This is a genomic window from Scandinavium lactucae, assembly GCF_033843265.1.
GTDB lineage: Bacteria > Pseudomonadota > Gammaproteobacteria > Enterobacterales > Enterobacteriaceae > Scandinavium > Scandinavium lactucae.
Genome location: NZ_JAWXRD010000002.1, coordinates 240,043 through 262,954, shown reverse-complemented (window position 1 = coordinate 262,954; position 22,912 = coordinate 240,043). Strand labels below are relative to the sequence as shown.

Annotated in this window: 19 protein-coding genes; 13 read left to right on the top strand and 6 right to left on the bottom strand. The window is 55.4% G+C overall.

Features of this window, described 5'->3' with window-relative positions; all coding sequences use genetic code 11:
• The first annotated feature begins 64 nt into the window (after nt 1-64).
• The 7 genes from SIK69_RS03185 to SIK69_RS03155 all read left to right on the top strand — a co-directional run bounded on the left by SIK69_RS03185 (nt 65) and on the right by SIK69_RS03155 (nt 7,690).
• Nucleotides 65-934, top strand: a complete 870-nt coding sequence (locus tag SIK69_RS03185) for a pirin family protein (protein ID WP_319626752.1) — start codon at nt 65-67, stop codon at nt 932-934.
• 58 nt (nt 935-992) lie between these two features.
• On the top strand, nt 993-1,670 hold the full coding sequence (locus SIK69_RS03180) for an isochorismatase family protein (protein ID WP_319626753.1): 678 nt from the start codon (nt 993-995) through the stop codon (nt 1,668-1,670).
• 105 nt (nt 1,671-1,775) lie between these two features.
• Nucleotides 1,776-2,381: a recombination mediator RecR gene (recR, locus tag SIK69_RS03175; RefSeq protein ID WP_319626754.1), complete on the top strand. Its 606-nt coding sequence runs from the start codon at nt 1,776-1,778 to the stop codon at nt 2,379-2,381.
• A 110-nt stretch (nt 2,382-2,491) separates the two neighbouring features.
• Nucleotides 2,492-4,366 (top strand): molecular chaperone HtpG, encoded by a 1,875-nt coding sequence (htpG, locus tag SIK69_RS03170; RefSeq protein ID WP_319785388.1) that lies wholly within the window; start codon nt 2,492-2,494, stop codon nt 4,364-4,366.
• Between the two features lie 209 nt (nt 4,367-4,575).
• Nucleotides 4,576-5,220 (top strand): adenylate kinase, encoded by a 645-nt coding sequence (gene adk, locus SIK69_RS03165; protein ID WP_319626756.1) that lies wholly within the window; start codon nt 4,576-4,578, stop codon nt 5,218-5,220.
• Between the two features lie 122 nt (nt 5,221-5,342).
• Nucleotides 5,343-6,305 carry a ferrochelatase gene (hemH, locus tag SIK69_RS03160; RefSeq protein ID WP_319785387.1) on the top strand — a complete coding sequence of 321 codons (963 nt, stop codon included), beginning with the start codon at nt 5,343-5,345 and terminating at the stop codon, nt 6,303-6,305.
• 77 nt (nt 6,306-6,382) lie between these two features.
• On the top strand, nt 6,383-7,690 hold the full coding sequence (locus SIK69_RS03155; RefSeq protein WP_319626758.1) for an inosine/guanosine kinase: 1,308 nt from the start codon (nt 6,383-6,385) through the stop codon (nt 7,688-7,690).
• A gap of 94 nt (nt 7,691-7,784) precedes the next feature.
• Here the strand turns inward: SIK69_RS03155 and ybaL are convergent, their stop codons facing one another.
• A complete protein-coding gene (ybaL, locus tag SIK69_RS03150) occupies nt 7,785-9,449 on the bottom strand; it encodes a YbaL family putative K(+) efflux transporter (protein WP_319626759.1) in 1,665 nt (554 codons plus the stop codon).
• A 232-nt stretch (nt 9,450-9,681) separates the two neighbouring features.
• Entirely contained in the window at nt 9,682-10,902 is a 1,221-nt protein-coding gene (locus SIK69_RS03145; RefSeq protein WP_319785386.1) for an MFS transporter, read from the bottom strand.
• 175 nt (nt 10,903-11,077) lie between these two features.
• Here SIK69_RS03145 and ushA point away from each other — a divergent pair, with 175 nt between their 5' ends.
• Nucleotides 11,078-12,730, top strand: coding sequence for a bifunctional UDP-sugar hydrolase/5'-nucleotidase UshA (gene ushA / locus SIK69_RS03140; protein ID WP_319785385.1), 1,653 nt, complete (start codon nt 11,078-11,080; stop codon nt 12,728-12,730).
• A 93-nt stretch (nt 12,731-12,823) separates the two neighbouring features.
• Here the strand turns inward: ushA and ybaK are convergent, their stop codons facing one another.
• The 3 genes from ybaK to SIK69_RS03125 all read right to left on the bottom strand — a co-directional run bounded on the left by ybaK (nt 12,824) and on the right by SIK69_RS03125 (nt 15,115).
• Nucleotides 12,824-13,303 (bottom strand): Cys-tRNA(Pro)/Cys-tRNA(Cys) deacylase YbaK, encoded by a 480-nt coding sequence (gene ybaK / locus SIK69_RS03135; protein ID WP_319626762.1) that lies wholly within the window; start codon nt 13,301-13,303, stop codon nt 12,824-12,826.
• 200 nt (nt 13,304-13,503) lie between these two features.
• Nucleotides 13,504-14,307 (bottom strand): TraB/GumN family protein, encoded by an 804-nt coding sequence (locus SIK69_RS03130; protein ID WP_319626763.1) that lies wholly within the window; start codon nt 14,305-14,307, stop codon nt 13,504-13,506.
• Between the two features lie 58 nt (nt 14,308-14,365).
• Nucleotides 14,366-15,115 carry a DeoR/GlpR family DNA-binding transcription regulator gene (locus SIK69_RS03125; protein WP_319785384.1) on the bottom strand — a complete coding sequence of 250 codons (750 nt, stop codon included), beginning with the start codon at nt 15,113-15,115 and terminating at the stop codon, nt 14,366-14,368.
• 83 nt (nt 15,116-15,198) lie between these two features.
• Between SIK69_RS03125 and SIK69_RS03120 the strand changes: the two genes are divergently transcribed.
• Nucleotides 15,199-15,783 carry an NUDIX hydrolase gene (locus tag SIK69_RS03120; protein ID WP_319626765.1) on the top strand — a complete coding sequence of 195 codons (585 nt, stop codon included), beginning with the start codon at nt 15,199-15,201 and terminating at the stop codon, nt 15,781-15,783.
• Between the two features lie 15 nt (nt 15,784-15,798).
• Here the strand turns inward: SIK69_RS03120 and copA are convergent, their stop codons facing one another.
• Entirely contained in the window at nt 15,799-18,300 is a 2,502-nt protein-coding gene (copA, locus tag SIK69_RS03115; RefSeq protein ID WP_319785383.1) for a copper-exporting P-type ATPase CopA, read from the bottom strand.
• A gap of 522 nt (nt 18,301-18,822) precedes the next feature.
• Between copA and tssB the strand changes: the two genes are divergently transcribed.
• Genes tssB through tssL form a run of 4 tightly spaced genes read left to right on the top strand, consistent with a single transcriptional unit; the run spans nt 18,823 to nt 22,909 of the window.
• Entirely contained in the window at nt 18,823-19,320 is a 498-nt protein-coding gene (tssB, locus tag SIK69_RS03110; RefSeq protein WP_319626767.1) for a type VI secretion system contractile sheath small subunit, read from the top strand.
• A gap of 35 nt (nt 19,321-19,355) precedes the next feature.
• Entirely contained in the window at nt 19,356-20,906 is a 1,551-nt protein-coding gene (gene tssC, locus SIK69_RS03105) for a type VI secretion system contractile sheath large subunit (protein WP_319626768.1), read from the top strand.
• Nucleotides 20,907-20,921: 15 nt separating this feature from the next.
• A complete protein-coding gene (gene tssK / locus SIK69_RS03100; RefSeq protein WP_319626769.1) occupies nt 20,922-22,259 on the top strand; it encodes a type VI secretion system baseplate subunit TssK in 1,338 nt (445 codons plus the stop codon).
• On the top strand, nt 22,256-22,909 hold the full coding sequence (gene tssL / locus SIK69_RS03095; RefSeq protein WP_319785382.1) for a type VI secretion system protein TssL, short form: 654 nt from the start codon (nt 22,256-22,258) through the stop codon (nt 22,907-22,909). Before tssK ends, tssL begins: the two co-directional genes overlap by 4 nt.
• The last annotated feature ends 3 nt before the right edge of the window (nt 22,910-22,912 follow it).

The following is a 22,912-nucleotide window of genomic DNA, read 5'->3' as shown; positions in this document are numbered from 1 at the left end:
TACCGCAAGAAATGTCTTACGTATAAGCTTTATCTCATCGCAACAACGTGTCCTGGAGACAATCATGAAATCAATTCTTGGCGTGTATTCAGCCCCAAAATCCCACTGGGTGGGCGACGGATTCCCGGTACGTTCCCTGTTTTCGTACGCCAAATTCGCTCAGCAGCTGAGCCCGTTCCTGCTGCTGGATTACGCAGGCCCGGCAGAATTTAAGCCGAGCAACAAAGGCCAGCGCGGGGTGGATGTCCATCCACATCGCGGTTTTGAAACGGTGACCATCGTCTACAAAGGCGAAGTGGCACACCGCGACTCCACCGGCAGCGGCGGGGTGATTGGCCCCGGTGACGTGCAGTGGATGACCGCAGGCAGCGGCATTTTGCACGAAGAGTTTCACTCTCCGGCCTTCAGTGAGAGGGGCGGCACCCTGGAAATGGTGCAACTGTGGGTGAATCTCCCGGCGAAAGACAAATCAACGCCGCCGGCGTATCAGTCGATAGTTGATGGCGACATTCCGCAGGTCACATTAGCGGATAACGCCGGACTGGCGCGAGTGATTGCCGGTGAACTGGACGGTCACAAAGGCCCGGCGCGAACCTTTTCGCCGATGCGCATTCTCGATTTGCGCCTTAACCCGCATGGTCTCACCACGCTGAACCTGCCTGATGGCTGGAACACCGCACTGGTGGTACTCAAAGGCACGGTGCAGGTGAACAACCAGGAAGTGGCGCGTGAAGCGCAACTGGTGGTGCTGGATGCTAAAGGTGAAAACGTGACGATCGAAGCCAATAACGACGCGGTGGTGCTGGTTCTCAGCGGTGAGCCGCTGAATGAGCCGGTGGAAGGCTACGGGCCGTTCGTGATGAACACCCGGGAAGAAATTAATCAGGCCATTGACGACTTCAACGCGGGTCGATTTGGTCAGACGGTGGCGTAAAAGCAAACGGCTATCGAAGCGGTAGCCGTTCATTTTCAACGAGATGGAGAACAAAAAGATGACCCCTGCAAATTTTAACGGACAAAAACCGATGATTGACCCAAGCGACGCGGTACTGTTATTGATCGACCACCAAAGTGGCTTGTTCCAGCTGGTGCATGACATGCCGATGACCACGTTACGTACCCACGCCACGGTACTCGCCAAAATGGCGACCCTGGCAAAACTGCCGGTGATCACGACGGCCTCGGTACCGCAAGGGCCGAATGGGCCGCTGATCCCGGAAATCCACAAATATGCGCCGCACGCGCAGTACGTGCCGCGCAAAGGTGAAATCAACGCCTGGGATAACCCGGAGTTCGTGGCGGCGGTCAAAGCCACCGGGCGTAAAACCCTGATTATTGCTGGCACCGTGACCAGCGTCTGCATGGCGTTCCCGGCGATCAGCGCGGCGGCGGAAGGTTTTAAAGTCTTCGCGGTCATCGATGCTTCCGGCACCTATTCTAAAATGGCGCAGGAAATTTCTCTGGCACGTGTCATGCAAGCGGGCGTTGTACCGGTGGATATGGCCGCGGTCACCGCAGAAATTCAGCACACCTGGAACCGCGATGACGCGCAGGAATGGGCGAATCTGTGGTCCGGCGTCTTCACCGAATATCCGCTGCTGATGGAAAGCTATCAGAAAGCGCAGGACGTGGTGACAAATCAGGAGCAGCTGGATTCCCAGCGCGCCTGATCATCGCCCTCTGCGCGGCATCGTGCAGAGGGCGTATCTTTTTCTATACCCGTCGGCGGGGCTAATGTTAGGCTATGGCCCACTCTTTTTTTAGAAGTCTGAGCGATGCAAACCAGTCCTTTACTTACCGCCCTGATGGAATCCCTTCGCTGCCTGCCGGGCGTCGGCCCTAAGTCCGCCCAACGCATGGCGTTTACCTTGCTCCAGCGCGATCGCAGCGGTGGTATGCGTCTGGCGCAGGCTCTCACCCGGGCGATGTCTGAAATTGGTCACTGTACCGATTGCCGCACCTTTACCGAACAAGATATCTGCAACATTTGTTCGAACCCGCGTCGTCAGGAAAATGGCCAATTATGCGTGGTAGAAAGCCCGGCAGACATCTATGCCATTGAGCAAACCGGACAGTTTTCTGGCCGCTATTTCGTGCTGATGGGACACCTGTCACCGCTCGACGGCATCGGCCCGGACGACATCGGCCTCGACCGCCTTGAGCAGCGTTTAAGCAGCGAGCAGATGAAAGAGGTTATCCTCGCCACGAATCCGACGGTGGAAGGTGAAGCGACCGCGAACTACATTGCCGAACTTTGCGGACAGTATGGCGTTGAAGCCAGCCGTATCGCCCACGGCGTGCCGGTCGGCGGCGAGCTGGAAATGGTCGATGGCACCACGCTGTCGCACTCCCTCGCCGGACGTCATAAGATTCGTTTTTAACCAATCGGGAGGACAATCGCGTTCTCCCGCTTGAAAAGCCTCTCCCTCAGCCCCATCTCCCCCTCAACGCTTTTATTACTCTGTTTAATTTGGCATTGAGGAATTTTCCGATGAAAGGACAAGAAACCCGCGGTTTCCAGTCAGAGGTCAAACAGCTTCTGCACCTGATGATCCATTCGCTGTACTCCAATAAAGAAATTTTCCTGCGTGAGCTTATCTCCAACGCCTCCGATGCGGCGGATAAGCTGCGTTTCCGCGCGCTGTCCGACGCCTCCCTGTATGAAGGGGATGGCGACCTGCGCGTGCGCGTCTCTTTCGATAAAGAAAAACGCACTCTGACCATTGCCGATAACGGCATCGGCATGAACCGCGATGAGGTGGTTGATCACCTCGGTACTATTGCTAAATCCGGCACCAAAGCCTTCCTGCAGTCAATGGGTTCTGATCAGGCGAAAGACAGCCAGTTGATTGGTCAGTTCGGGGTTGGTTTCTACTCGGCATTTATCGTTGCCGACAAAGTCACCGTGCGCACCCGTGCGGCAGGTGACAGCGCTGAAAACGGTGTGTTCTGGGAATCAGAAGGCGAGGGTGAATACACCGTCGCGGACATCACCAAAGCCGATCGCGGGACCGAAATCACCCTGCATCTGCGCGAAGGTGAAGATGACTTCCTCAACGACTGGCGCGTGCGTTCTATCATCAGCAAATACTCCGATCACATCGCCCTGCCGGTTGAGATTGAAAAGACCGAAGAGGTTGACGGTGAAACCGTGGTCTCCTGGGAAAAAATCAACAAAGCCCAGGCGCTGTGGACGCGCAATAAGTCTGAAATCAAAGACGACGAATACAACGAATTCTACAAGCACATCGCCCACGACTTTACCGACCCGCTGGCCTGGAGCCATAACCGCGTGGAAGGGAAGCAGGAATACACCAGCCTGCTGTACATCCCGGCACAGGCCCCGTGGGACATGTGGAACCGCGATCACAAGCATGGCCTGAAACTGTACGTTCAGCGCGTGTTCATCATGGACGAAGCCGAGCAGTTCATGCCGAACTACCTGCGCTTTATCCGTGGCCTGATTGATTCCAACGATCTGCCGCTAAACGTCTCCCGTGAAATTCTGCAGGACAGCAGCGTCACCCGTAACCTGCGCACCGCGCTGAGCAAACGCGCCCTGCAAATGCTGGAAAAACTGGCGAAAGACGACGCGGAGAAATATCAGACCTTCTGGAAACAGTTCGGCCTGGTGCTGAAAGAAGGCCCAGCGGAAGACACCGTTAATCAGCAGACCATCGCTAAGCTGTTGCGCTTTGCCTCCACCCATACCGACTCGTCCGAGCAGACCGTGTCTCTTGAAGACTACGTCTCACGGATGAAAGAAGGGCAGGAGAAAATCTACTACATCACCGCTGACAGCTATGCAGCGGCGAAAAGCAGCCCGCATCTGGAACTGCTGCGTAAGAAAGGCATCGAAGTCCTGCTGCTGTCTGACCGCATCGATGAGTGGATGATGAGCTACCTGACCGAATTCGACGGCAAAGCGTTCCAGTCGGTGGCGAAAGCCGACGAGTCGCTCGACAAGCTGGCGGATGAAGTGGATGAAACCACCAAAGAAGCTGAAAAAGCGCTGGAGCCGTTCGTTGATCGCGTGAAAACCCTGTTGGGCGAGCGCGTGAAAGAGGTGCGTCTGACCCATCGTCTGACCGACACCCCGGCGATTGTTACCACAGAAGCCGACGAAATGAGCACTCAGATGGCGAAACTGTTTGCCGCTGCGGGCCAGAGCGTGCCGGAAGTGAAGTATATCTTCGAACTGAACCCGGACCACGCGCTGGTGAAACGCGCAGCCGATACACAGGACGACGCACAGTTCGGCGAATGGGTTGAGCTGCTGCTGGATCAGGCACTGTTCGCCGAGCGCGGCACGCTGGAAGATCCGAACCTGTTCATCAAACGCATGAACCAGCTGCTGGTGTCTTAACCATTGTTTGACCGGCCCGGCAGGCAACGCGTCGCCGGGCGATTTCGTGGTGCCCGGTGACGCAAAGCTTACCGGGCCTGCGTGCAACAGCCGAATAAATCCCGCCGTTAACCGTTTCAGCCCGCCCGCCTTCCTTGAGCGAGCCGCCGTCTGGTGGTATCGTTTAGCGCTTTTGAAAAATTGAATCGACATTTGAGGGGATTTTCGCAATGCGTATTATTCTGCTTGGCGCTCCGGGCGCGGGTAAAGGAACTCAGGCGCAGTTCATCATGGAGAAGTACGGTATTCCGCAGATCTCCACCGGTGACATGCTGCGCGCCGCAGTGAAGTCAGGCTCTGAGCTGGGCAAACAGGCGAAAGACATCATGGACGCTGGCAAGCTGGTGACCGATGAGCTGGTTATCGCCCTGGTGAAAGAGCGCATTGCTCAGGAAGACTGCCGTAACGGTTTCCTGCTCGACGGCTTCCCGCGCACCATTCCACAGGCTGATGCCATGAAAGAAGCGGGCATCAACGTGGATTACGTCCTGGAGTTCGCGGTACCGGACGAGCTGATCGTTGACCGTATCGTCGGTCGTCGCGTACACGCTGCCTCTGGCCGTGTATATCACGTTAAATTCAATCCGCCGAAGGTGGAAGGTAAAGACGACGTGACCGGCGAAGAGCTGACCACCCGTAAAGACGATCAGGAAGAAACCGTGCGTAAGCGCCTGGTGGAATACCATCAGATGACCGCGCCACTGATCGGCTACTACTCCAAAGAAGCGCAGGCTGGCAATACCCAGTATGTCAAAGTTGACGGTACTCAGGCCGTGGCTGACGTTCGCGCTGAACTGGCAAAAATCCTCGGTTAATCCGCAGGACCTCTCACCCGGGTTCTCCGGGTGAGAATTATTCTCACCTATCGTAACAATGGGTTTCTCCGACGCCCTTTTCAGCTACAATTATCAGCCATTTAAACGAATAAGAGGCGGTAATGCGTCAGACGAAAACCGGTATTCTGTTAGCTAACCTCGGCACGCCCGATGCACCCACGCCTGACGCGGTGAAACGCTATCTGCGTCAGTTTCTGAGCGATGGCCGCGTGGTTGATACCCCACGAGCCCTGTGGTGGCCGATTCTTCGCGGCGTGATCCTGCCGTTGCGTTCACCACGTGTGGCAAAACTCTATCAGTCGGTATGGATGGAAGAAGGCTCGCCGCTGATGGTCTACAGTCGTCAACAGCAAAAGGCTCTGGCGCAGCGTTTACCCGACACGCCGGTTGCGCTCGGGATGAGCTATGGCTCACCGTCTCTGGCAAGCGCCGTTGAAGAACTGTTGGCCCATGACGTCGACCATATCGTGGTGCTGCCGCTATATCCGCAATATTCCTGCTCAACCGTTGCTGCGGTGTGGGATGAACTGGCGCGAATTCTGGCGACCAAACGCCATATTCCAGGTATCTCGTTTATTCGCGATTACGCCGACGACGGCGACTACATTCAGGCGTTGGTCAGTAGCGTACGGGCCTCGTTTGCTCAACACGGTGAACCGGACGTGCTACTGCTCTCTTTCCACGGCATTCCGCAGCGCTACGCCGATGAGGGCGACGACTATCCGCAGCGCTGTCGTGATACCACCCGTGAGCTGGTATCTGCGCTCGATATTTCGCCGGATAAAGTGATGATGACCTTCCAGTCGCGCTTTGGTCGTGAGCCCTGGTTGATGCCGTACACCGACGAAACGCTGAAAATGCTCGGCGAGAAAGGCGTGAAGCACGTGCAGGTGATGTGCCCCGGATTCTCGGCTGACTGTCTGGAAACGCTGGAGGAAATCGCGGTGCAGAACAAAGAGTTCTTCCTCGAAGCGGGGGGCGTGAAGTATGAATACATCCCTGCGCTGAATGCCTCGGCGGAGCACATTGAGATGATGGTCAACCTGACCGCACCGTACCGCTGAACACGCAGCACGGGGCAGCGAAAGGGCGGGGAATATGCTACTATTCTCCGCTTGTTCACAGCCACCAGACCGCACCCATGAAATTTCCCGGTAAACGCAAGTCCAAACACTACTTTCCCGTTAACGCCCGTGATCCGCTATTGCAGCAAATCCAGCCCGAAACTGAAAACAATAATGCCTCGTGGGTAGTCGGTATCGATCAGACGCTGGTGGATATCGAAGCCAAAGTGGATGACGCGTTTGTCGCCCGCTACGGTCTGAGCAGCGGGCACTCGCTGGTCATTGAAGATGACGTGGCGGATGCGCTTTATCAGGAACTGGTGCGTGACAACCTGATTACCCACCAGTTTGCCGGGGGCACCATCGGCAACACCATGCACAACTACTCGGTGCTGGCCGATGACCGTTCGGTCCTGCTCGGCGTAATGTGCAGCAACATCGAAATCGGCGGCTATGCCTACCGCTATCTGTGCAACACCTCCAGCCGAACCGATCTCAATTATCTGCAAGGCGTTAATGGCCCGATAGGTCGCTGTTTTACGCTGATCAGCGACAGCGGCGAGCGCACCTTTGCCATCAGCCCAGGGCACATGAACCAGCTGCGTGCCGAGAATATTCCGGAAGAGGTGATTGCCGGTGCCTCCGCGCTGGTGCTGACCTCTTATCTGGTACGTTGTAAGCCGGGCGAACCGATGCGCGATGCGACCATGAAAGCCGTGGAGTACGCCAAAAAACATAACGTGCCGGTGGTTCTGACCCTGGGTACCAAATACGTGATCGCGGATAACCCGGCCTGGTGGCAGGATTTCCTTAAAGAAAACGTGTCGATTCTGGCGATGAATGAAGAAGAAGCCGAAGCGCTGACCGGCATTGCCGATCCGCTGCTGGCATCGGATAAAGCATTGGATTGGGTTGACTTAGTGCTGTGTACCGCCGGGCCAGTGGGTCTGTACATGGCAGGCTTTACCGAAGACGAAAAGAAACGGCTGACGCAGCATCCGCTGCTGCCGGGGGCAATTGCCGAATTCAACCAGTACGAGTTCAGTCGCGCGATGCGTCACAAAGACTGTAAACAGCCGCTGCGCATTTACTCGCACATTGCGCCATATATGGGCGGCCCTGAGAAAATCATGAACACCAACGGCGCGGGCGACGGTGCCCTGGCGGCGCTGCTGCACGATATCACCGCCAATAACTACCACCGGAGCAATGTACCGAACTCCAGCAAACATGCCTTTACCTGGCTGACCTACTCTTCGTTAGCGCAGGTGTGTAAATACGCCAACCGCGTGAGCTATCAGGTGCTGAACCAGCACTCGCCGCGCCTGACGCGCGGCTTGCCGGAACGCGAAGACAGCCTGGAAGAGTCCTACTGGGATCGCTAAGAGCACCTGATTTTGTAGGCCCGATCAGCAACGCGCCGTCGGGCATTAATGCCAAAAGCCCGGTGGCGCGACGCTGACCGGGGTTACGCGATTTTTAATCCGCCACAGTCGAATTTTCCAGTAGCGTCATCATGGTATTGGCAATCTCGCGTTCGCCCATTACCACTTTATTGGCCCCGCGCTCGGAGATGTAATCCACCTCGTCGTCATAATGCGCGCGGGCGATAATTTCAATGTTGGGGCATTTCTCTTTGGCCGACGCGACGATCTCTCCGGCCTCGTAGCCGTTTGGAATGGTCAGCAGCAGCCAGCGGGCGCAGTCCAGATGCGCCAGATTCATGATCTCTTCGCTCGCCGCATTGCCCAGCACCGCACGAATGCCGCGCTCGCGGAGCTCATCCACGCGGGTGCGCGAGGTTTCAATCACCACCAACGGAATACCCTGCGCCAGTAGCTTTTCGCCTAGCAGGCTGCCAACGCGACCAAACCCGACCAGCAGCGCATGATTGCAAATATCCACCGGGATCTGTTTTTCGTCCTCAATCGCTTCTTCCAGGGTCTGCTCTTCAAGGGTTTCGGTCTTCGCGAGGTATTTTTCCAGTACCGCAAACAGCACCGGGTTGAGCATGATCGACAGAATCGCCCCTGCCAGCACCAGATTCTGTCCGGCCTGCGGCAGCAGATCCAGCGCCATGCCAAGGCCGGCAAGGATAAAGGCGAATTCACCGATCTGTGCGAGGCTGGTGGCGATCGTCAGGGCGGTACGCTGTGAGTGACCGAACAGGCGCACCAGGCCAAAGGCAGCCACCGATTTACCGAAGATAATAATCGCCAGAGTGCCCAGCACCGCCAGCGGCTGCTCGATAAGCACCATCGGGTCGAACAACATCCCGACAGAAACGAAGAACAGCACCGCAAACGCATCGCGCAGCGGCAGGGTATCGTGCGCGGCGCGATGGCTCAGTTCGGATTCGTTAAGCACCATCCCGGCAAAGAATGCGCCAAGGGCGAAGGAGACGTCGAATAGCTCAACCGCCCCAAAAGCGATGCCCAGCGCCAGCGCCAGCACCGAGAGGGTAAAGAGTTCACGGGAGCCAGTGGCGGCGCTGCGGGCGAGGATCCACGGCACCAGGCGGCGGCCCACCAGCAGCATCACGGCAATAAAGGCAATCACTTTGCCGATGGTCAGGCTTAAATCAAGGGCCAGCGTCGCAAAGCCCACATCGCCTTGTTCCATCATGCTGGCAATGGCGGGCAGCATGACCAGCGTCAGCACCATCACCAGATCTTCAACAATCAGCCAGCCGATGGCGATTTGCCCGCGCTGACTGTCTATCAGCTGTCTTTCCTCAAGCGCACGCAGCAGTACCACGGTACTGGCGGTGGAGAGACATAAACCAAAAACGATGCCGGTCATCAGCGACCAGCCTAATCCCGCTGAAAGCGCCACACCCAGCAACGTTGCCACGGCTATTTGGGCAATCGCGCCGGGAATGGCGATGGCCTTTACCGCCATCAAATCCTTGAGAGAGAAGTGCAGACCGACGCCAAACATCAGCAAAATCACGCCGAGTTCAGCCAGTTCAGGGGCCAGTTTGGTATCGGCCACGAAGCCTGGGGTAAAGGGGCCGGACAATACGCCTGCTAACAAATAGCCTACCAGTGGAGAAATACGCAGTTTGTTGGCAATCATGCCGAAGATGAAGGCGAGGACGAGCCCCCCTACAATGGTGGTGATAAGCGGTGTCGCGTGATGCATTCCGTCTCCTTTCGTGGCTGGTGGATCCATTTCTGGCTAAAAAGCCAAAAAACCGAGTAACAGTTTATGACAAAATTAGCCATTCCGTTTATGAATAATTGTTGAATTTAGAAGAAAAAGGGAATTAGCGGCGAAAAATGCACGAATTGGCAAAGAGAGACCATTAAATGTCAGGAAGGCAGACAAATCCTAGGGGGTGAGCCGCCAGATATTTACTCTGGCGGCCAGAAAGTTAGGCTTTATGTCGGTTGTCAGGCAGGAATATGGTCAACATCCCCAATAATGGAAGGAAAGCGCATATTTTATAGACCTCTTCAATACTGGTGTGGTCGGCAACCACCCCCAGTACGGCAGCTCCCAGGCCACCCATGCCAAAGGCGAAGCCAAAGAACAGGCCTGAAACCATACCAATTCGGCCCGGTAACAGCTCCTGGGCATACACCAGAATGGCCGAAAACGCCGAAGCAAGGATAAATCCAATGATCACCGTTAAAATTCCGGTCCATTCCAGCGTGGCGTAGGGTAAAACAAGCGTGAACGGTGCAACGCCGAGGATAGAGCCCCAAATAACATATTTACGCCCAATCTTATCGCCCAGAGGCCCGCCAATCACCGTTCCGGCGGCGACCGCGAAAAGGAAGGCGAACAGATGGAACTGCGCATTTTGTACCGATAAACCGAATTTATGCATCAGATAAAAGGTGTAATAGCTGCTGATGCTTGCCATATAGAAGTATTTCGAGAAAATCAGCAGTAACAGCACGCTTACCGCGAGGATAACCTTGTTACGCGGCAATGGATTGATAATTGGCGCTTTGGGTTTGCCTTTGTTCATCCGGTGCTGTGCGGCGTACCAGCGGCTGATTTGCGCCAATACCACGATAGCCAGCAGGGCCGCCAGCACGAACCAGGCCACGTTACCTTTGCCATACGGGGCGATAATCAACGCGGCCAGCAATGGGCCGAGCGAACTGCCGAAATTCCCTCCCACCTGGAAGATCGATTGTGCCAGGCCATGACGGCCCCCGGACGCCATGCGAGCCACGCGGGAAGACTCCGGATGGAACACCGATGATCCGGTCCCGACCAGGGCGGCGGCCAGCACCACGGCCTCAAAACTGCCCGCCATCGCCAGCAATACCAACCCGCTAAGGGTAAAGCACATGCCAATCGGCAGCGACCACGGCATCGGATATTTATCGGTCCAGTAACCCACTACCGGCTGGAGTAGCGACGAGGTAAGCTGGAAGGTGAGGGTAATCATCCCGATTTGTACAAAGGTGAGCGAAAACTCAGCCTGTAACAGCGGGTAGATCGCCAGGATAAGCGACTGGATCATGTCATTGAGCAGGTGCGAAAGGCTAATAGCGCCCAAAATACCAAACGAGGTTTTGGCCTTTTGTGGCGGCGCAGAGGTGCCTGACAGCGTCGAACTGGTTTCACTGATTGCCATAGATTTCACTTTAATAGTTGGTTTGCGACGTTGGGGAAAATCGACTGTGTAATAATTATCAGACTAAGATAACTGGCTCAGACGTTTGAAGAAAGTCTCAATACTGAAAACATATTTGTCTATCCTTGTTACTCATTGTAATTTCTGCACTTGTCATTCAGTCAGGGAGAGAGTCATGAAATGTTTGAAACGCGGTGTGGCGCTGGCGATGCTGGCAGCATGGTCGCTGACCAGCCTACAGGCGCAGGCGTATGAGCAGGATAAAACCTACAAAATTACTATCCTGCATACCAACGATCACCACGGCCATTTCTGGCGCAGCGAATACGGCGAGTACGGTCTGGCGGCGCAAAAGTCGCTGGTGGATGGCATTCGTAAGGATGTGGCGGCGGAAGGCGGCAGCGTGCTGCTGCTCTCCGGCGGCGACATTAACACCGGCGTGCCGGAATCGGATTTGCAGGATGCGGAGCCCGATTTCCGCGGCATGAACCTGATTGGCTATGACGCAATGGCGGTGGGTAACCATGAGTTCGACAATCCGCTGACGGTGTTACGCCAGCAGGAGAAATGGTCCAAATTCCCGTTCATCTCCGCCAATATCTATCAGAAAAGCACCGGCGAACGCCTGTTCAAACCCTGGGCGCTGTTTAATCGCCAGGGGCTGAAAATTGCGGTGATGGGTTTAACCACCGATGACACTGCGAAAATCGGTAACCCGGAAAACTTCACCGATATTGAATTCCGTAATCCAGCGCAGGAAGCGAAGCTGGTGATTCAGGAACTCCAGCAAACGCAAAAACCGGATGTCATTCTGGCTGCCACGCACATGGGCCACTACGACAACGGCAACCATGGCTCTAACGCCGCAGGCGACGTCGAAATGGCGCGCAGTCTGCCAGCCGGTTCGTTGGCGATGATTGTGGGCGGTCACTCGCAGGATCCGGTGTGTATGGCCTCCGAGAACAAAAAGCAGGTTGATTACGTGCCGGGTACGCCTTGCGCGCCAGATAAACAGAACGGTATCTGGATTGTGCAGGCTCATGAGTGGGGCAAATACGTCGGACGGGCGGACTTTGAGTTCCGCAACGGCGAGATGAAGCTGGTGCATTATCAGCTGATCCCGGTGAACCTGAAGAAAAAGGTCACCTATGACAATGGCCAGAGCGAGCGCGTACTGTACACCCCGCAAATCCCTGAGAACCCGCAGATGTTGTCGCTGCTGACGCCGTTCCAGAATAAAGGCAAAGCGCAGCTCGGCGTAAAAGTCGGTGAAGTGAACGGTCATCTCGAGGGCGATCGCAGCAAGGTGCGTTTCGTACAGACCAACATGGGCCACCTGATCCTCGCCGCACAAATGGCGCGAACCAGTGCAGACTTTGGGGTCATGAGCGGCGGCGGGATCCGTGATTCGATTGAAGCAGGCAACATCACCTACAAAGACGTGCTTAAGGTGCAGCCATTCGGTAACGTGGTGGTCTACGTCGATATGACCGGGAAAGAGGTGACGGAATACCTGACTGCGGTCGCGCAGATGAAGCCCGACTCCGGGGCCTATCCGCAGTTTGCCAACGTCAGTTTTGTGGCGAAAGGCGGCCAGCTAACTGATCTGAAAATCAAAGGTGAGCCAATCGATCCGAACAAAAACTACCGTATGGCGACCCTGAGTTTTAACGCAACCGGCGGTGACGGTTATCCGCACATCGACACCAAACCGGGCTATGTGAATACCGGATTTATCGATGCCGAAGTGCTGAAACAGTATATCGAGCAGAGCTCACCGTTGGACGTGAGCGCTTACGAACCGAAAGGGGAAGTGAGCTGGCAGTAAGTTCACTTTATGCGGCCCGGCAGCATGCGCTGCCGGGCGATGACGTATACTGCCCGGCGGCGCTGCGCTGACCGGCTACCCGCCCTGAGAACCTTAATCTCGCCGTGCAATGTCCGCGAATTTTGCATCCAACATTTTTGCCAGACTCACCGCCGTCAGTTCAATATCCAGCCCGCGTTTGCCACCGGAAACATAGATCGTTTCAAAGGTTTGCGCCGGGGCGTCAATCAGCGTGGGCAGTCGTTTTTTCTGCCCCAACGGGCTGATACCGCCGACCAGATAACCGGTGGTGCGCTGGGCAATCATCGGATCGGCCATATCAACCTTTTTCGCGCCTAACGCCCTGGCAACCTTTTTCAGATCGAGCTGCGTGGCGACCGGGGTGACGGCCACTGCCAGATGTTTCATATCGCCGTTGATCGCGACCAGCAGCGTTTTGTAAACCTGGTCCGCATTGAGGCCGAGTTTGCGCACCACTTCATCACCAAAATTGGTCTCATGCGGATCGTGATCGTAGCTGTGGAGCGTAAAGGGGATCTTGTTTTTTTCGAGTAACTTAATGGCCGGAGTCATAACCATCCTTCTTACAACCGGAGTGAATGAGGGTAAGGATACGCCCGAAGAACGGCGAAAAAATAGTACTATCTTGCGCAATAATGTTGGCAGTGATGGTTACTTTGAGCGACAATCGGAAGATCCGAAGTGCAAACTTCGGGATAATAATAACGATGAAATTCCTCTTTGACGGGCCAATAGAAATATTGGCCACTTTTTTATCTGCGCTCTGCTTTCAGCATCGAGGGCAGATTGCCTTCCCCGTATAAATGCAGCGCTCCGACGGCGACCACATAGTGCCCAGGCGGCAACGCGTGCAGCTTTTTCTGCCAGGCCAGGTTACGCTGATGCATTAACACATCGTACAGCGACTGGCTGAAGGTATTGGGAAGCGAGGGCGTATCGCCCGGCGGCTGCTCCATCCACCAGCCAATCATCACCTGCAATAAACGGGCATTGGTGTGCCAGTGGGTGAGAGTATCTTCCAACAGTGACAGACCGTTATCCGGCAGTTCACGTAGCAGCGTTATCTGGCTTTCCGCGCCCTCCAGTTCCATCACCGGTTTATCCACTTCCCGGGCCGCATTCAGCAGCTGGTAATCAATCCCGTAATCGGGACGTAAACCCAGCTTCTGCGCCTGTGTGGCCTGTAAAATCATCGCGATTTGCCATAACGGCTGGCTATCGAACAGCGCCAGAGAAAGCCCGAGTTCATCGCTCAGTTTTTCCAGCTGTTGAAAATGGGCCTCGCTCAAACGCTCGCGCAGCGGTGGATAAGCAGGCAAGTCGCGGAAAGGCGTTTCGTTTCCGGAGATATCGGCTTCAACGATCAGCGCGTCAGCCTGCTGGATCATACTGACCAGACGCGGCGGCAGGGGGGCCATATCGCGGGTGCCCATATGAATACTGCCGACCAGATGCAGTTTCTGCCCGCCTGAAAGCGTAATATCCAGCCCGGGCCACGGATAGCGGCCACGAAACAGCGCGCGCAGCGCAGATTTTATGCGTTGAAACAGTCCCATACGCGCTCCGTCAAGGTAAAGAAACCATGCTAACGCGCCAGGAGCAGGGGCTCAACGCTTAAATGAGGGTCATTCCGTGTTTCTGACAGGCCGCCCGTAAATCCCCTGTAAGGTCATGTTCAACCACCAGCGTACTCGCCATATTTAATTCGCCAATGGCAAATGCCGATGCACTGTTGAGTTTATCCGCCGACGCCATCACCACCGTTTCGGCTGCCCGCCCCGCCAGGGCGCGTTTCACGCAGGCTTCTTCGTAATGACCGGTGGTAAAACCCGCGCGTGGATGAATGCCGGTCACGCCCATAAAATAGAGATCAGCATTGATTCGATTAATGGATTCCAGCATCGCCGCTCCCATCGTGACCACAGAATGACGGAACAGCACCCCTCCCACCAGGATGACCTCCACCTGAGGGAAATCCACCAGGGCCACGGCGATCGTCGGGCTGTGGGTGACGGCGGTAAAAGACAGATTCGCGGGCAGCTGCTTGACCAGCTCAAGCGTGGTGGTGCCTCCGTCTAAGAAAACCACCAGGCCCGGTTGGATTAGCGCCACGGCTTTTTTGGCGACCACCTGTTTACTCTCAGATTGCACGTATTTGCGGGTTTCCAGCGGAGCGATGGCATCTGATATCGGCAACGCACCGCCGTGGACTCGTTGGAGCAATCCTTCCGCTGCCAACTCACGTAAATCCCGGCGAATAGAGTCTTCAGAGAGACCAAAACGTTGGCTTAGTTCTCCCGAATGGACCTGCTTGTCACGGGCCAGGATCTGCAAAATCTGTTGTTTTCGTTGACTGGCAAGCATTGCGCATCCCGTTCATGAATTATCTTGATATTGCACGATTATGCATGGTAGCGTTTTCACTGTCATCTGTCGGAGAGCAAAACATGCAAAAAGAAAACGATCATGTTCGACACCTGGAAGCCCATCTCTTGTCGGATAACTGGTACACCCTGAATAAATACACCTTTGAACTGCGCCGCCAGGATGGCTCATGGCAGCAGCAAAGCCGAGAAGCTTACGATCGCGGCCACGGTGCAACCATTCTGTTGTATAACCGCGATAAAAAAACGGTGGTGCTGACGCGCCAGTTCCGTTTGCCAGTATATCTGCACGATGGGAACGGTTTTCTGATTGAGTCTGCTGCCGGTCTGCTCGATGACGCTTCGCCAGAACAGCGCATTATTGCCGAGGCGCAAGAAGAGACCGGCTTTATGATTTCTCATCCTGAGAAGGTCTTTGAAGCCTTTATGAGCCCGGGCTCGGTCACAGAAAAGTTGTACTTCTTTATTGCTGAATATCGCGAACAGGACAGAAATGGGCAGGGCGGTGGTCTGGCCGATGAGGGCGAGGATATTGAGGTACTGGAATGGCCGCTGGACAAAGCACTGACGGCCATTCGCAGTGGAGAGATTCAGGATGGAAAAACCATCATGCTACTGCAATATCTGGCCCTGAACATTTTCTGTTAAGGGCCAGACGATGGCTTAACGTTTAGGTTTAAACCGCAGCAGGCGGTTGGCATTACTGACCACGGTGATGGACGACAGCGCCATCGCCGCGCCTGCTACGACGGGGTTGAGTAACGTGCCGGTCAGCGGCCACAGGATCCCGGCGGCAATCGGAATGCCCAATGAGTTATAAATGAACGCCCCCAGCAGGTTCTGCTTCATATTACGCAGCGTCGCTTTGGAGATAGCCAGCGCATCCGCCACGCCTTCCAGGCTATGACGCATCAGGGTTATCGCCGCGGTTTCGATGGCGACATCACTCCCGCCGCCCATCGCAATCCCGACTTCCGCTTGAGCCAGCGCCGGAGCGTCGTTAATGCCGTCTCCGACCATCGCCACTTTCCGACCTTCCGCCTGCAATTTTTTAATCGCGTCGGCTTTACCCTCCGGGAGCACCCCGGCGATCACTTCATCAATACCGGCTTCTTTGGCAATCGCATTGGCGGTAACGGGGTTATCGCCGGTCAACATCACCAGACGATAGCCTTCGCGATGCAGTCGGGCGAGCGCCGTTAAGCTGTCTTCCCGCAGCGGATCGCGGATGGCAAATAGCGCTGCCGCTTTGCCATCAACGGCCAGTAATACTGGCGTAGCACCCAGCGCAGCCTGCGCCTGAACGTCCGCGTCCATGTCGGTGGTGGCAATCTGCTGTTCGTTCAGCAAAGCCTGATTACCGAGCAGCAGCGTATGCCCCTCGGCTTCACCGCTAACGCCCAGACCGCGCAAGGTACGGAACGCATTAATTTGCGGCAGCGGGTCGGTACCCGCTTTTTCAATAATGGCGCGGGCCAGTGGATGACTTGAACCCTGTTCCAGTGCGGCGGCGAGGCGTAATGCCTGAGCCTCGGCGTATTCGCCGTAGATTTTCACCGCCACGACCTGCGGCTTCCCTTCGGTCAGGGTGCCGGTTTTATCAAATACCAGCGTATCGAGTTCGCTGGCGCGTTGCAGCGCGTCGGCATCGCGCACCAGCACGCCGTATTCTGCAGCCCGTCCCACCCCGGCGATGATTGACATCGGCGTAGCCAGACCCAGAGCACACGGGCAGGCGATGATCAGCACCGTGGTGGCGATCACCAGGGTGTAGACAATTTGCGGAGCCGGACCAAAGAAATACCAGATAGCCGCGCTGAACAGGGCAATCGCCACCACCGTCGGGACAAATACCGCCGAGATGCGGTCGGCCAGTTGGCCAATCTCCGGTTTGCTGCTTTGCGCCTGGCGGACCATGCGAATAATACGCGACAGCGTGGTGTGGCTACCGACGGCGCTGGCGCGGAACAGCACGCTGCCGTCCTGCACCACCGTTCCGGCGTGAATGCTTTCGCCGTCACCTTTCTGTTGCGGCACGGGTTCACCAGTCAGCATCGCTTCGTCAAACCACGCTTCACCCTGGGTAATGTCGCCATCGACCGGGACGCGATCGCCGGTAGCAAGGCGCAGGATCATACCGGGCTGCACGTCAGCCAGCGGCAACGATTTTTCACCTTCATCTGTTACCACCCGCGCGGTTGGCGGCGTCAGGTCGAGCAATTTTTCCAGCGCTTTCGATGAACGCTGACGGGCGCGGGCTTCGAGCATATGACCGAGGTTAATCAGACCAATGATCATCGCACTGGCTTCATAGTAAAGATGCCGGGCTTCCATCGGGAACCACTGTGGCCACAGGTTGACGCTCATCGAATAGAGCCAGGCAACACCGGTGCCCAGTGCTACCAGGGTGTCCATGGTGGCAGTACGGTTCTTCAGGCTCTTCCACGCGCTGGTATAGAAGTGACCCCCGGCGAAGACCATTACCCCGAGCGTGATCAGGCCAATCACCAGCCACAGGGAACGGTTCGCGTCGGTAACCATCATGTTGTCACCGAGCATCCCCCATACCATTACCGGCACGCCGACCAGCAGCGCGACGATAGCCTGCCAGCGGAAGCGTTTCATAGTGGCAACGGCGGTTTCCTGCTGGCGTTCACGGCGCTCAAGATCATCTTCTATCGCCTCCGCGCCGTAGCCCGCTTTTTCCACTGCCTGCACTAAATCGGTCGCGGCCGCACTGCCCATGACCAGGGCGGTGCGTTCCGCGAGATTGACCCGTGCCTGCGTAACGCCCGGAACGGCAGCCAGCGCGTTCTGAACCCGGGAGACACAGCTGGCGCAGCTCATACCGTTGATCAGCAGCTGTTGGCTGTCATCAAGGTCGTCAGCTGCCGGAAGCGCAGAAGGGGCCGCTGTCAGTGCTTCCGACGGGGTTGATGACTCTGCCAGCGGGTTAGCCTTTGGGTGGCTGAGCTCCGCCCCGTATCCGGCTTGTTTTACGGTGTCGATCAGCGCTTCGGCACTGGCGCTGCCGGTGATTTGCGCTTCATTAAGGCTAACCTCTGCCTGCTCAACGTCGGAACGCTGCTCGAGGCTCTCTTTCACACGCTTCACGCAGTGGCCGCAGGTGAGACCGTCGAGCGCGAGAGTAATGGTATGAGACATATTCATTCTCCTGATGGATGAACCGAATAAAGCATCGGCATAAATGTTTTTTCTTACCGTGTTAAAGCTTAAACCTTCCATCAAGGGGAAGGTCAAGTAGGTTTTACGCGTTCCTGCAATGCGAATTTTTCTTACGCGAGGATAAAACACCCGCGCAAAAGTGATATTTGTCTCAGAAATTGATTAGGATTTTTAGGTTATTATTTGTAGGAATTTTCGGGTAAATCTAAATATGGTTCGATAAAACGTGTATGAAACTTCTTAAAATGCATTAATTTGAAAATTCAAAGTCCATATATGGACCGTGTCAATATTAATTAATGTATTAAAATGGTCTGAAAGCCAGTGGTGACGGGGTTGTTAAGACATAATGTATCTGTATTTAACCCCCGCTTAATAGCAAGGGTGTTACAATAATACCCACTTTACGTTTCCGGATAATGCTGGTAAAAGTACAACGCTCATTGATATATGAGCATCTTACCCACTACAGGGAATAATATATTCAGGAGATGAATTAAAATGGCAGACTCATTTCAGGCGGAAATACCTAAGGCCCGCGTTAATATTCAGCTTTCACTACATACCGGCGGCGCACAGAAGAAAGTTGAGCTTCCTCTTAAGTTGCTGACAGTAGGGGATTTCAGCAACGGTAAGGCAGAAGGGCCGCTGTCTGAGCGTGAAAAAATCAACGTCAATAAAAACAATTTCAACAGCGTCCTCGCTGATATCAATCCCGAAGTCAGTCTCACCGTGAAAAATACGCTCGCTGGAGACAATTCAGAAGAAAATGTGAAACTGGCATTTAACGATATGAAAGACTTCGAGCCAGAACAGATTGCCCGTCAAATACCTCAGCTCAAAGCGATGCTGGCCATGCGTAACCTGCTGCGTGATTTGAAATCCAATCTTCTGGATAACGTGACTTTCCGGAAAGAACTGGAAGCCATCCTGAAAGATCCCGCTTTAAGTGATGAACTGCGTAACGAGCTTAATGCGCTCGCACCGGGCCAGGAATAATTACTGGAACTGTTAACGGACTAATTTAGAGAAAAATGCTTATGTCAGTCAATAATGAATCCCAGGTATCAGCGGGCGGGGCGACTATTGAAAAAACGCTGCCGAACGACGGTGTTTATGCCTCTCTGTTTTCCAAAATCAATTTAAAACCGGTTTCCTCCATCGACGATTTGAACGGTTTCGATGATAACGTCGTGATGGCCGAAACCTCTGCCGATGCGCGTGTTACCGCCGCGGTCAAAGTGTTCATGCAGTGCCTGCAAAAGTCCGGTCAGCGGGTGGATAAGCTGGACAAAACCCTGTTGGATCACCACATCGCGGAGCTGGACTTCCAGATCAGCCGCCAGCTCGACGAAGTGATGCACAACGATGAGTTCCAGAAAGTGGAATCCATCTGGCGGGGTCTGAAATCGCTGGTGGATAAAACCGACTTCCGCCAGAACGTGAAGCTGGAAATCCTGGATCTGTCTAAAGACGAACTGCGTCAGGATTTCGAGGACGCTCCGGAAATCATCCAGAGCGGCCTGTACAAGCAGACCTACATCGCGGAATACGACACCCCGGGCGGTGAGCCAATTGCTGCCGTGATTTCAGCCTACGAGTTCGACGCCTCGGCGCAGGACGTGGCGCTGATGCGCAACATCTCCAAAGTGTCCGCGGCGGCACACATGCCGTTCATCGGTTCCGCAGGTCCGAAATTCTTCCTGAAAGAGAAAATGGAAGAAGTGGCGGCCATCAAGGATATCGGCAACTACTTTGACCGCGCCGAATACATCAAATGGAAATCGTTCCGTGATACTGACGACTCCCGCTATCTCGGTCTGGTGATGCCGCGCGTGCTTGGCCGTCTGCCATATGGTCCGGACACCGTGCCAGTGCGCAGCTTCAACTACGTTGAAGAAGTGAAAGGCCCGGATCACGACAAATACCTGTGGACCAACGCCTCGTTCGCCTTCGCTGCAAACATGGTGAAAAGCTTCATCAATAACGGCTGGTGCGTGCAAATTCGTGGCCCGCAGGCGGGTGGCGCAGTGAAAGACCTGCCAATTCACCTGTATGACCTCGGCACCGGTAATCAGGTGAAGATCCCGTCAGAAGTGATGATCCCGGAAACCCGCGAATTTGAATTTGCCAATCTCGGCTTCATCCCGCTGTCGTACTACAAAAACCGCGATTACGCCTGCTTCTTCTCGGCGAACTCCACCCAGAAACCGGCGCTGTATGACACCGCAGATGCGACGGCTAACAGTCGTATCAACTCCCGCCTGCCATACATATTCCTGCTGTCGCGTATCGCGCATTACCTGAAGCTGATTCAGCGCGAAAACATCGGTACCACCAAAGACCGTCGTTTGCTGGAGCTGGAGCTCAACACCTGGGTGCGCGGTCTGGTGACTGAAATGACCGATCCGGGCGACGAACTGCAGGCTTCTCACCCGCTGCGCGATGCGAAGGTGCTGGTGGAAGACATCGAAGATAACCCGGGCTTCTTCCGCGTGAAGCTGTTCGCTATCCCGCACTTCCAGGTTGAAGGCATGGACGTGAATCTGTCGCTGGTTTCCCAGATGCCGAAAGCGAAAGCGTAAGGTGGGATCCCAGGGATGAAAATTTATCGTCCATTATGGACTGACGGGGCCACGCTGGCCCCTCAGCAGTTCCAGCAGCAATCTCGTTGGGATGCTTATAACACCGAGAATGTGGCAGCGATGTCGCTGGCACATACCTGGGGCGTGCTGCATGCCGAGTTTGATACCTCGGCCTTAGCACTTTCCCGGCTGAATGCCACCCGTCTGGTCGTGCGCTTCCCGGACGGCACGCTCGTGGATACGAGCATTGCCGATACCCTACCAGCGGTCTGTGACTTGACCGACGCGCAGGGGCGAGAAAGCGTCGAGGTGGTACTCGCGCTGCCGCTGCTTTCCGCTAACGGTGGGAATCTGGATGACGGGCAAAATAGCGAACGTCCACAACGCTGGCGTCAGGAATGGGTGACCGTCCAGGAGTTGTCAGGACATGAGCAAACGGAGCTGGCGATTTTACGCCACGCCATTTCGTTGCGTTTTGCCCATCAGGAAAATGCAGCCTGGCTGACCTGTCCGGTCGCCCGTCTGGTGCGTAATGCCCAGGGTCAATGGGCACTGGACGAGAGTTTCATCCCTCCCGCGTTGTCGTTTTCTGCCAGCCCGCGTTTGTCGCAGGAATTCAGCGATCTGCTGCACCGCTTGCAGGCGCGGCGACGTCGTTTGATGCAAATGCGTCGGGAGAGCAACGAACGTCTGGCTGACTTTGCGGTGGCCGACGTTTCGCTGTTCTGGTTGCTCAATGCCCTGAACAGTGCCGAACCGGTGCTGGCAGAATTGTTCCAGACCCCCACGCGTCATCCGGAACTTTACTACCGCGAGTTGTCTCGGCTGGCAGGAAGTTTGTTGACCTTTTCACTGACGCACAGTCCGGATGATATTCCTGTGTATCAGCATGATGCGCCAGAGCAGGTATTTCCGCCGCTGTTTACGCTGCTGGATACGCTGCTGGAAGCGAGTCTGCCGTCACGCGTGATCAGCATCGATCTGGTCCATTCAGGTCAATTCTGGAAAGGTGCAATGCACGATGCACGCCTGCGTGAAGGGGCAGATCTCTATCTCTCCGTTCGTTCAACCATTCCAAACCATCTGCTGCAAACCCAGTTCCCACTGCTGTGTAAAGCCGGGAGCGTTGAGGATGTGGCCGATGTGGTGAACGTCGCGCTGAACGGCGTCGGTCTGAAGCCACTGTCGCACGTACCCGCGGCGATTCCGTTGCGCCTTGAGAATCAGTATTTCGCGCTCGATCTTAGCGGCCCGGCCGCAGAGGCGATGCTTGATGCCGGGAACTGCGCGTTCTACATCCCGGAAGCGCTGGGTGACGTCAAACTCGAACTCTACGCGGTGCTTCGCTCATGAAAAACAATCCAACCTCCTTTATCGATCAGATGTTCTATCCCGGCTGGCTGATGGTCAGCCAGTTGCGAAACGGGCAGGAGATTACCGACGGTAAAGTACTCTATCGTCGCACCTGTGAATGGCTCGATGGTTGGCGTGCGCAGCTGGAAGAACAGGGTGTGCCGCAGACCAGCATTGATCATCTGTTGTATACGCTCTGCGCGTTGTTTGATGAAAGCGTGTTGAACCGGGGCAAGCAGGATGACGGTTACAACACCTGGCTTGCGAACCCACTTCAGGCGAAGTATTTCAACACCCTGAATGCGGGCGAAGAGCTGTGGGAACGGATCCGGACCGTGCTTCAGGAGCCCTCTCCCGATATCGCGGTACTGACCTGTTTCTCGCGTGCATTAACGCTGGGGTTTGTTGGTCGCTATCGTCAGCAGGCGGATGAGCGCCGCGAAGACGTGGTACGTAATCTCAGTCAGCGCGTGCCGCCGTTCACCCTGTCGGAAGAAGCCCCTATTGTTGCTCGGGCTGGCACACTGCGTAGCGGCCGCCGGTTTTACTGGCTGTCCTGGATAGCAGGCATTGTGCTGCTGGGCGCGGTATGGTTTCTGCTTTCGACCTCCCTGCAGCAGATGGTTTCGGCCATTGCGGGCGCGGAGTAAACC